Annotated in this window: 9 protein-coding genes; 3 read left to right on the forward strand and 6 right to left on the reverse strand. The window is 44.2% G+C overall.

The window, feature by feature from the left end; translation table 11 throughout:
* A partial coding sequence (locus ACOCD9_RS10980) for a flagellar assembly protein H (RefSeq protein WP_287702455.1) occupies window positions 1-852 on the reverse strand: 852 nt, incomplete at its 3' end.
* Between the two features lie 4 nt (window positions 853-856).
* Window positions 857-2,860, reverse strand: a complete 2,004-nt coding sequence (gene uvrB, locus ACOCD9_RS10985; RefSeq protein WP_287702453.1) for an excinuclease ABC subunit UvrB — start codon at window positions 2,858-2,860, stop codon at window positions 857-859.
* A 191-nt stretch (window positions 2,861-3,051) separates the two neighbouring features.
* Between uvrB and ACOCD9_RS10990 the strand changes: the two genes are divergently transcribed.
* The 3 genes from ACOCD9_RS10990 (at window position 3,052) to hemC (ending at window position 5,795) form a co-directional block, all read left to right on the forward strand.
* Complete coding sequence (locus ACOCD9_RS10990) at window positions 3,052-3,540, forward strand: hypothetical protein (protein WP_002733480.1); 489 nt, start codon at window positions 3,052-3,054, stop codon at window positions 3,538-3,540.
* A gap of 81 nt (window positions 3,541-3,621) precedes the next feature.
* On the forward strand, window positions 3,622-4,371 hold the full coding sequence (locus ACOCD9_RS10995) for a class I SAM-dependent methyltransferase (protein WP_419547452.1): 750 nt from the start codon (window positions 3,622-3,624) through the stop codon (window positions 4,369-4,371).
* Window positions 4,372-4,835: 464 nt separating this feature from the next.
* A complete protein-coding gene (hemC, locus tag ACOCD9_RS11000) occupies window positions 4,836-5,795 on the forward strand; it encodes a hydroxymethylbilane synthase (protein ID WP_419547453.1) in 960 nt (319 codons plus the stop codon).
* 21 nt (window positions 5,796-5,816) lie between these two features.
* Here the strand turns inward: hemC and ACOCD9_RS11005 are convergent, their stop codons facing one another.
* From ACOCD9_RS11005 to ACOCD9_RS11020, 4 genes are all read right to left on the reverse strand, one after another.
* The gene (locus ACOCD9_RS11005; RefSeq protein ID WP_287703490.1) at window positions 5,817-6,710 is read right to left on the reverse strand and encodes a sulfite exporter TauE/SafE family protein; all 894 of its coding nucleotides are present in this window, start codon (window positions 6,708-6,710) and stop codon (window positions 5,817-5,819) included.
* Between the two features lie 193 nt (window positions 6,711-6,903).
* Window positions 6,904-7,455 (reverse strand): rhodanese-like domain-containing protein, encoded by a 552-nt coding sequence (locus ACOCD9_RS11010; protein ID WP_287703488.1) that lies wholly within the window; start codon window positions 7,453-7,455, stop codon window positions 6,904-6,906.
* Window positions 7,456-7,477: 22 nt separating this feature from the next.
* Window positions 7,478-8,179, reverse strand: coding sequence for an MBL fold metallo-hydrolase (locus ACOCD9_RS11015; protein ID WP_287703486.1), 702 nt, complete (start codon window positions 8,177-8,179; stop codon window positions 7,478-7,480).
* A gap of 211 nt (window positions 8,180-8,390) precedes the next feature.
* Complete coding sequence (locus ACOCD9_RS11020; protein ID WP_004163775.1) at window positions 8,391-8,702, reverse strand: ferredoxin; 312 nt, start codon at window positions 8,700-8,702, stop codon at window positions 8,391-8,393.
* Window positions 8,703-9,430 lie beyond the last annotated feature (728 nt).

Below are 9,430 nucleotides of genomic sequence, written 5' to 3' on the forward strand. Positions count from 1 at the left end.
TTGAAGACCCTGTTGAAGACCCTGTTGAAGACCCTGTTGAAGACCCTGTTGAAGACCCTGTTGAAGACCCTGTTGAAGACCCTGTTGAAGACCCTGTTGAAGACCCTGTTGAAGACCCTGTTGAAGACCCTGTTGACGGCCAGCATCTAGTTCTTCCTGAAGACGGGAAGTGTATAAAGGTGATAATCTCATAATTAACTCTCTGTCCTCCTGTTCAAGCTCTTGATCGTTAGTTAAAGAGGTTCTCAAGTTTAATAATAATTCTAGAGCATTTACCCGAAAAGGATGATCCTCTGGTAACGATTCTAGCTCATCGATCGCCCTTGCTTGTACTTTTCCCCGGCCTAAAATTCTTAACCAGAGAGTTGCTTCTGTTGGGGGTAATTGATGGATAACGGTGATTGCCGTGCGTAAAGAGGGAGCTAAAAAATAGATACCCTCCCCCCAATTCTCCTCATCTAATTTAGCTCCGAATCCTCCTAACAGTTGCGCGGAAGCGGTGGGAGTCAAAATCCAGAGACGGGGGATTTCCCCATCGTTAACATTCGTTTTCTGACGATTTGCTTGACGATTAATTTCCCCTTCCACTTGCAACAATTTTAACAGACAAGTTCTAATTTCTGTAGGGGTGACAGGATTGCGAAAGGGTTCAAATAAACAGGGATTAATCGCCATTTTTCCCAGTAATCCCAGCAGCTCTCTAGGATTATTATCGAGAATCTGGGGTGAAAACCAGACATCGATTTCTCGTACTTCTCCGCGTACAACCCGTGCCGATTTTACCTCTCCCAGAGAAGATAATAATTCTTCGAGATAATCTTTGGCAAACTGGTCATGAATAAATCTAGTCATAGGTTTATCTAAGATGATTTAATAACTTATCTCGCAATTGCTTAATCTGATCGCGATATTTAGCTGCTGACTCGAATTCTAGATTTTTCGCCGCTTCTTTCATTTGCGCTTCTAGTTGTTGAATTAATTCGGGAATTTGTTCTAAAGAAAGTTCTTCTATATTCTCACAAACCTGCTCTAATTGTTGAGAATTTAGGCGACGGGAAATATCCAGAAAAGCCAAAATTGAATTACTCGACCTTTTAACAATCGGTTGCGGAATAATCCCATGTTTTTGGTTATATTCCTCTTGAATAGCTCGCCGTCTCTTGGTTTCTTCGATCGCATTAATCATACTATCAGTGAGATTATCTCCGTAAAGAATTGCCTGACCGCGAATATGACGAGCAGCCCGGCCGATAGTTTGAATTAAAGAGCGGGTAGCCCTTAAAAATCCTTCCTTATCTGCGTCTAAAATCGCCACTAAAGACACTTCCGGCAGGTCTAACCCCTCGCGAAGCAAATTCACCCCGATCAGCACGTCAAAGACCCCTTCTCGCAGGTCTTGAATAATTTCAATCCGTTGAATTGATTGAATTTCTGAATGTAGATATCTAACTTTAATTCCCCTTTCTTGTAAGTATTCGGTTAAATCTTCCGCCATGCGTTTAGTTAAAGTGGTAATCAAAACCCGTTCATTTAACCGCACTCGCTCCTTAATTTCCCCTAATAAATCATCCACTTGTCCCTCGGTTGGTCGCACAAAAATCTCCGGGTCTAAAACTCCCGTCGGTCGGATAATTTGTTCGACAATGCGATTTTCTGACTGGGCTAATTCCCAATCTCCCGGAGTGGCCGAAACAAAAATACACTGATTAACTTTATGCCAAAATTCTTCCGACTTCAAAGGACGATTATCCGCAGCACTGGGTAAACGAAACCCGTGATCGATCAAAACTTTTTTTCGTGATTGATCGCCATTATACATCCCGCGAATTTGCGGCACACTAACATGAGATTCATCCACAACTAATAACCAATCTTGGGGAAAATAATCCACCAAACATTCCGGCGGTTCCCCCGCTAATCTACCCGCTAAATGCCGCGAATAATTTTCTACGCCATTACAATAACCCACTTCCTGCAACATTTCTAAATCATAACGAGTCCGCTGATCCAAACGTTGCGCTTCCAGTAATTTGCCCGCTTTTTCTAACTCCAATAAACGGTTATCTAACTCGGTTTTAATATCCCGACAAGCCACCTCTAAACGCTCCTCCGGGGTAACAAAGTGACGGGCCGGATAAATACTAATTCGCTCTAATTTTTGCAAAACTTCCCCCGTCAGGGGATCGAGATAACGAATACTTTCAATCTCATCGCCAAAAAAATCAATTTTAATCACCCGATCCTCGTAAGCGGGGACAATTTCCAAAATATCGCCCTTGAGACGAAAACGACCGCGAGTTAACTCCAAATCATTGCGATTGTACTGCACTGACACCAAGGCCCGTAATAATTGCCTTTGGTCGAACTCTTGACCAACTGTTAAGGAAATCGCCGCTTTCAGGTATTCCGCCGGCATTCCCAAACCATAAATACAACTAATGGAAGCGACGACGATCACATCCCTGCGTTCAAACAGCGATCGCGTGGCCGAATGGCGCAGCATATCGATCTCATCATTAATCGAAGAACTCTTTTCGATGTAGGTATCGCTGACGGGAATATAAGCCTCCGGTTGATAGTAGTCGTAATAGCTGATAAAGTATTCCACGGCGTTATTGGGGAAAAATTGCCGCAATTCGTTGCATAATTGGGCCGCCAGGGTCTTATTATGGGCCAGGACGAGGGTAGGCCTGCCGATTTTCTCGATGACGGCGGCAATGGTGAAGGTTTTGCCGGTGCCGGTTGCCCCCAAGAGGGTTTGGAAACGCTGCCGGTTTTGCAGGGAATCTACCAATTGATCGATCGCTGCCGGTTGATCCCCAGTGGGTTGAAAGGGTGCTTGTAGTTGAAAAGCGGTCATTAGCGGCTGGGTGTAGAGAACAGGCAAAATAAATTATCAATCAAATTACCAACACTTATAGGGTTTTGGGAAAGAAAGATGTATCTTAATATTAGAGAGGATTTTAAAAAAAGATTAAAAGTCTTCGAGAATACCCTAAACTTAAATCTTATCGTTTCCCCGAAGCTATTAACGGAAAGGAGTATCAGGTTATGACGGTGGAAAATCTAGAAACGAACGGGACTCAAACCCCAGCAACCACAGAAGAAAAGACCAGCACACGCGGTAAAGCTACTACGGCTAAAACCGCCAAAGATAAAGAAGTGGTCGCCCTTTCGGTGAAAAACAACGCTGAATCGGCTTCCAAAGCCTTAAAATTCTATCAACCCGAACATCGCTTACCCGAAAATCGTCCTGTTGGTACTAGCCATCTTCACTTCACGGAAGATGAAATGTTACCTGGGGGCCGTCCCGTAGAAGTTAGCCATCTGAAAGTGGTTAGTACCTATTCTTCCGTCGGTGGATTGCGTCCTGTCGGCTCTAGTGGTATGGAAGTTAGCAGCACTCTGGCGATCTCTGGCAATCGTCCGATCGCTCTCAGTCATCTGCACATTAGCGAAACTTATACAGTCATGGGTAATCGTCCCGTTGCTTCCAATGAAATCGATGATCCCGAAACTTTAATGGGATTTTTGGATTAATTGTTTTGTTGATCAATATAGATTTTTTCCCTGTCCCGGACGGGGAATTTATTTTTTTTTAGCCCACCGTTTTTAATCCCGATGCTGTTTAAGCAAAAATTTTTCTTAATTGTCTCGTTTCTAATAGTGGTTTTTTGCGGTTTCGGATTATTAAATCTTACCTACGATACTTCAGTTTTAGCACCGCAGCAATATTACCAGATTCGATCGCTTCATAGTCGCGATGGTATCGGTAAATTTTATCTAGGACGGGAAATCGCTAAAGTCATGGGACACCAAGAAATGTTATGGTTAGAACGTCCTAGTCGCCGTTTCACAGAAAAACCCGATGATCTGATCACCGCACTACATCTAAAACCCACAGATCTAGTGGCAGATATCGGCGCAGGTACAGGTTATTTTAGTTTTCCTATGGCGAATTTAGTAGCACAAGTTTTCGCCGTCGATGTGCAACCGGAAATGTTAGGGGCAATTGATTTTTTAGCCGAGGAAAATCAAGTGAAGAATGTCACCACAATTCTCGCCACAGAAACCGATCCCCAATTGCCTATAAATGCGATCGATTTAGCTTTAATGGTGGATGCTTATCACGAGTTTTCCTCTCCCCGCGAGATGATGGAGAATCTGGTCAAATCCTTAAAACCCGATGGTAGGGTGGTATTAGCAGAATACCGTCGTGAAAACCCTCTGATTCCCATCAAGGCCCTTCATAAAATGACCCGCAGACAGGTAGAAAAAGAAATGGCCGCTGTCGGTTTAGTGCCGGAAGAAATCATCGAGACTTTGCCCCAACAACATTTAATGATTTTTCAGAAAACAAATTCAAATTAGCGAGTTTAGTAGGTAGGCGTTAAAAACTTTCAGATGCCCCCCTTATTAAGGGGGGACTAAGGGGGGATCGGCAACCCCCTTATTAAGGGGGATCCCCCCGCCTATCGGCACCCCCCTTATCAAGGGGGATCCCCCCGCCTATCGGCACCCCCCTTATCAAGGGGGGCAGGGGGGATCGAACCTAAAATCCATTTTTAATTTAATTATAACCAGCTACTTTAGCCAATTTGTCCGTTCAAACATTGTCATTAGTTAGACCCTGTTGCAACGTTTGTCCCTCTATTTTAATCTAGGCTTTCAGCTTTGCTGTCAGTGGGGAATAATAGTCACCCCATTTCCTGAAAAATATTAAGAGATGTAACTATTTATGCCTAACCTAGAAAGTGATTACTCAACAGGGGTGAGATCAGGATAGTCTAGATCGAGCAGTCCGATAGATGTTTAGTTAAATTCCTACTTCAGATATGTCCGTTTCTAGTCCTCCTCGTTCCCTGCGTATCGGTTCGCGTAAAAGTCAGTTAGCCCTAGTACAAACCTATTGGGTACAGGCAGAATTGAGTAAACACCACCCCCATCGACAGTTTGAGGTGGAGACGATGAGTACCCAAGGCGATAAAATTCTCGATGTGGCCCTGGCGAAAATCGGTGATAAGGGTTTATTTACCAAAGAACTAGAAGTGGGAATGTTGGATAGATCGATCGATCTTGCCGTCCATTCTCTCAAGGATCTGCCCACTAATTTGCCCGAAGGCTTAATCTTGGGTTGCGTCACGGAAAGAGTGAATCCGGCCGATGCTTTGGTGGTAAATAGCCAAAATCAAGACTATCAATTAGACACTTTACCGGAAGGTGCGGTGGTGGGGACTTCTTCCCTGCGGCGATTGGCCCAGTTGCGTTACCATTATCCCCATCTGACTTTTAAGGATGTGCGCGGCAATGTCAACACCCGTCTGGCAAAACTGGACGCGGGAGAATACGACGCGATTATTCTGGCAGTAGCGGGACTAGAAAGGTTAGGATTAGGCGATCGAGTTCATCAGGTTATCCCGGCAGCAATTTCTCTCCATGCGGTGGGACAGGGTGCTTTAGGGATAGAATGCCGCGATGCTGATCCGGAGGTTTTGGAAGTCATAAAAGTGTTGGAACACGCCCCTAGTCGCGATAGATGCTATGCTGAACGCGCTTTTTTACGGGAGTTGGAGGGGGGTTGTCAAGTTCCCATCGGAGTAAATACGGCGATCGAGGATGGTATCCTAACTTTAACGGGTATGGTGGCTAGTCTCGACGGTAAGCGCCTGATTAAGGACTCGGTTAGCGGCGATCCTAGCCATGGGGAAGTCTTAGGACGAGATTTAGCCCATAAAGTGCGCGAAGCTGGTGCTGGAGAGATTTTAGCCGAGATTTTCGCTGAAGTGGGCCGATAATTAGTGATCAGTGATCGGTTATCAGTTATCAGTCTTAAGTAGGGTTGGCTGAATAAATCTAACCTTTTCCGCCGGGATGAGAGAATGGCCTTTCGGAGTCAGGACATTGTGCAGGATGTGACGATTTTGAATTAAAACTAAAGTTGCGATCGCTAAGAGAAAATAACCAAAACCTTTTTGTAACTGTTTTGCGGACACAAACTGTCCCAGATAGGAACCGATAAGAGTACCGAGGGCAGCCGCAAAAGCAAAGGATAGGGTTAACTGCCAATCGACGCTAATATGACCTAAATAGCCCAGTAATCCGGCTACAGAATTGAGGGAAATAATCAGCAGGGAAGTGGCAATCGCTTGAACCATGGGGATTTTGCCCAATAATACCAGCGCGGGAACGATAGCGAAGCCTCCCCCAACCCCAACTAATCCCGTCAGGACACCCACAGCAATTCCCTCGCTCATTAACCAGAGCCAGCAATATCGGCACACTGGTTGGGGGTAGAGAGTCAGATTTTTTTGGCGATCGCGGGCTTTATAATCAGGATTATCTATCTGTGTTGATCTACTAATCATAAAGGCTGCTGCTATTACCATTAGTGTTGCAAACAGGAGCATCTGGAAGGTGGCAGTGACAAGGGGTAATGTGGCTAATCTTGCTCCCAAAAAAGCCCCTACCATCGTGGCAGAACCGAAGATAAAAGCGGTTTTTAAGTTAATGTTGCCTTTTTTCCAGTGGGGAATCGTGCCGAGTAAACTGACACTACCGATGACTAGAAGCGTCATAGCGATCGCTGATTTGGTCGGTACTCCCATCACATAGACTAGAATCGGTAATGCTAGTACAGAACCTCCTCCTCCCAGCAATCCCAGACTAATCCCCGTACAAACGGCTAATAAATGTCCAATTAACCAAGTCATTTCAGTTATCAGTTATTTTAGCTATCGGTCGTCAGGAGGCAGGAGATACGGTGATAGGGTTTTAGGGTGTTGGGGTGGTCACTGCGTGCGCGTTGCGGGGGGTGTTAGGGTGTTGGGGTTTTAGTTGAAATTCCCCCACTTCCCCACTTCCCCACTTCCCAATTCATAATTCCCACACCCAACCCCTAACCCCCTATTTCCCCCGATGGGGTTGATTATAGGGAAGTTTAGCCAGAAGCATAGCTAAAGCACAGGTATTACTAATTCCCGCAAAAACTAGACCGGAACCGACAAAACCGCTTAAAATCAGGAACCAAGGCGAGAGAAAGGCTCCTAATACTGTTCCGAGGACTACTAGGGAACCAGCAACGATCTGCACCTGACGAAATAGGCTAATTGGCGCATTTTGGTCTTTTTCGGTGGCATAACCCGCACTTTTCCAAGTATTTAAGCCGTTTTTAAGCTGGGCAACTTGGCTAAATCCTGCCGCAATCAGTTTTTGTGCCGCTACAGTGGATCTGCTGCCAGAATTACAATAGAGAACTAGGGTTTGATTGGGGTCAAAAGCGATCGAATTAGGGTTAAAACTGGAAAGTGGTACTAATTTGGCCCCTGGAATGCGATCGCTGGCGTACTCCCCCGGTTCTCGCACATCAATTAAGCAAACTTCTCGGCGCTCAATTAAGTTTTTTAAAGTATGGGCATCAAATTCTAGTAATTTTGCTTGATTTGTGGTATTGGTCATCGTTAATCTCCTGAATAGATCTTTAAGCTAAAACAACTCCTAAATTACCGCAGCCTTGGTTAGCGGGAACCGCCTCCATGATCTTTTTGGGATCTGGTAAATTAAGACTGTTCATAAACTCGATAAATTGTCTGCGGTTACGTCCGACAAAACGGGGATTGTATTGTTTTTCTTCGGCAATGGTGGAGACAGTTAAACCGCGATAGTCGTGGCCGGGATAAACTAGGGTACTATCGGGGAGAGTGAAAAGTTTTTGCGTGACCGAATCAAAGAGAGTACCAGCATCGCCGCTTTGGAAGTCGGTACGACCACAACCCCGGATAAATAGGGCATCTCCTGTCAAAATATGACTGTTATTGACTAAATAGGCTAGATGACTATCGGTGTGGCCAAGAGTAGCGATCGCTTTGATGGTGATATTTCCTAGTAACAATTCCTCTCCATCCGTCAGATGGCGATCAGCACAGGCTACTTGGGCATTTTCGGGAACTATACCCAGACAGCCTGTGATTTGCCTTAATTTTCCAGTTCCTGTGACGTGATCGGCGTGAATATGGGTTTCTAAACAATATTTTAGCGTTAATCCTAGCTCCCGTAATTGCCGATCATCCCTTTCCACCTGTTCCAGGACTGGATCCACCAATACCGCTTCCTTGCTGACGGGATCGGCAATCAAATAAGTATAAGTGCTGGTTTCGGGATCGAACATCTGACGGAATAGCATGATCTCTGACTCCCTTTATATAGCTTTATAACTATACTACCATATGATTATGAATTTGCAGGAAACCTCTAGCAGGATTAATTTTTGGGCTTTATCTCATTGTCGAGTCAAGAGGCAAAAATACAAATAAAGCGAGAACTGTCGCCCTTGCAGTTCCCGCTCTATTATTGTTGTATTGTTGGAGTATCTAACCCCCGAATATTGAGTTAAATTAGTACAAATCTTCTTCTTTGTGGGTGACGATCACACAGTCAGTAGTCGGATAGGCCACACAGGTGAGGACATAACCCGCTTCAATTTGATCGTCATCTAAGAAGGATTGATCGGACTGATCAACGATACCAGATTCGAGTTGACCAGCGCAACTAGAGCAAGCACCAGCACGGCAAGAAAAGGGTAAATCTAATCCTTGTTCTTCTGCTGCCTCGAGAATATATTCATTATCGGGAACATCAATTTCATAATCGCCCTTGGGTGTTTTCAGGGTGACTTTATAAGTGGTTGTCTTTATTTTCTTTGCCATAGGTTGTTCCTCAGTCTCAAAATGCCTTCTCTCCCCGTTTACACTGAACAGGTCGAATGAGTTTCCTTTTTGATACTACGCGAAAATTCACCAGGCTCAACTTACCATTAGTAATGACAGCCTTAAATAAACTTAAAATAATATTTACTTATCACTTTAGCCGATTAGCTGTTTAATTAAAAGTTGATACAATAGCCTAGTCTCATAAAATAAAAGTCGGCATAGCCTATCCTTCCCTAATGCCTTAAAAAGGGTTTATTCGGTCAAATAGCGCAAAGAACGTCAGCAGAAAACTGAGAGCGCACCAAACCGAAGAAAATCTAGTAGAAACGATTTGGCTACAGTTAACAAGTCTTTTGAGCGGATTTTATGGGATGGCGAAAGGTTTTCTTGTGGTTAAACGACTGTTCGAGTTTTTGGCTAAATTTCAATTATTTAATTTTCCTAAACTTAAAAAATACGATACCTTTTCACATTTCATTTAGGGATGCTATAGCTAACAAAGTTAATCCGACTGGGGATTGGAAATTGTCCTCGTCACTATTTAAGTAGGTAGGGGTTAAAAGCTGTCAGACACCCCCCTTATCAAGCTATCCATTAGTCGGATCTTTCTTAACAAAAAGAGAAGAAACTTAAAAAAAGGGGAAACGATTGATAGGTATAGTTTTGAAAGAAGGAATCAAGGTGGAGGTAAGCAAAAAAATGGAGAAATGGGCAGCCCAAGAATT

It is taken from the genome of Microcystis sp. (assembly GCF_048564745.1).
Lineage (GTDB): Bacteria > Cyanobacteriota > Cyanobacteriia > Cyanobacteriales > Microcystaceae > Microcystis > Microcystis ichthyoblabe_A.

Coding starts and splice junctions, on each gene's coding strand:
- uvrB (WP_287702453.1), bottom strand. CDS start 2,860: ATGACCGCTTTTCAACTACAAGCACCCTTTCAACCCACTGGGGATCAA.
- ACOCD9_RS10990 (WP_002733480.1), top strand. CDS start 3,052: ATGACGGTGGAAAATCTAGAAACGAACGGGACTCAAACCCCAGCAACC.
- ACOCD9_RS10995 (WP_419547452.1), top strand. CDS start 3,622: ATGCTGTTTAAGCAAAAATTTTTCTTAATTGTCTCGTTTCTAATAGTG.
- hemC (WP_419547453.1), top strand. CDS start 4,836: ATGTCCGTTTCTAGTCCTCCTCGTTCCCTGCGTATCGGTTCGCGTAAA.
- ACOCD9_RS11005 (WP_287703490.1), bottom strand. CDS start 6,710: ATGACTTGGTTAATTGGACATTTATTAGCCGTTTGTACGGGGATTAGT.
- ACOCD9_RS11010 (WP_287703488.1), bottom strand. CDS start 7,455: ATGACCAATACCACAAATCAAGCAAAATTACTAGAATTTGATGCCCAT.
- ACOCD9_RS11015 (WP_287703486.1), bottom strand. CDS start 8,179: ATGCTATTCCGTCAGATGTTCGATCCCGAAACCAGCACTTATACTTAT.
- ACOCD9_RS11020 (WP_004163775.1), bottom strand. CDS start 8,702: ATGGCAAAGAAAATAAAGACAACCACTTATAAAGTCACCCTGAAAACA.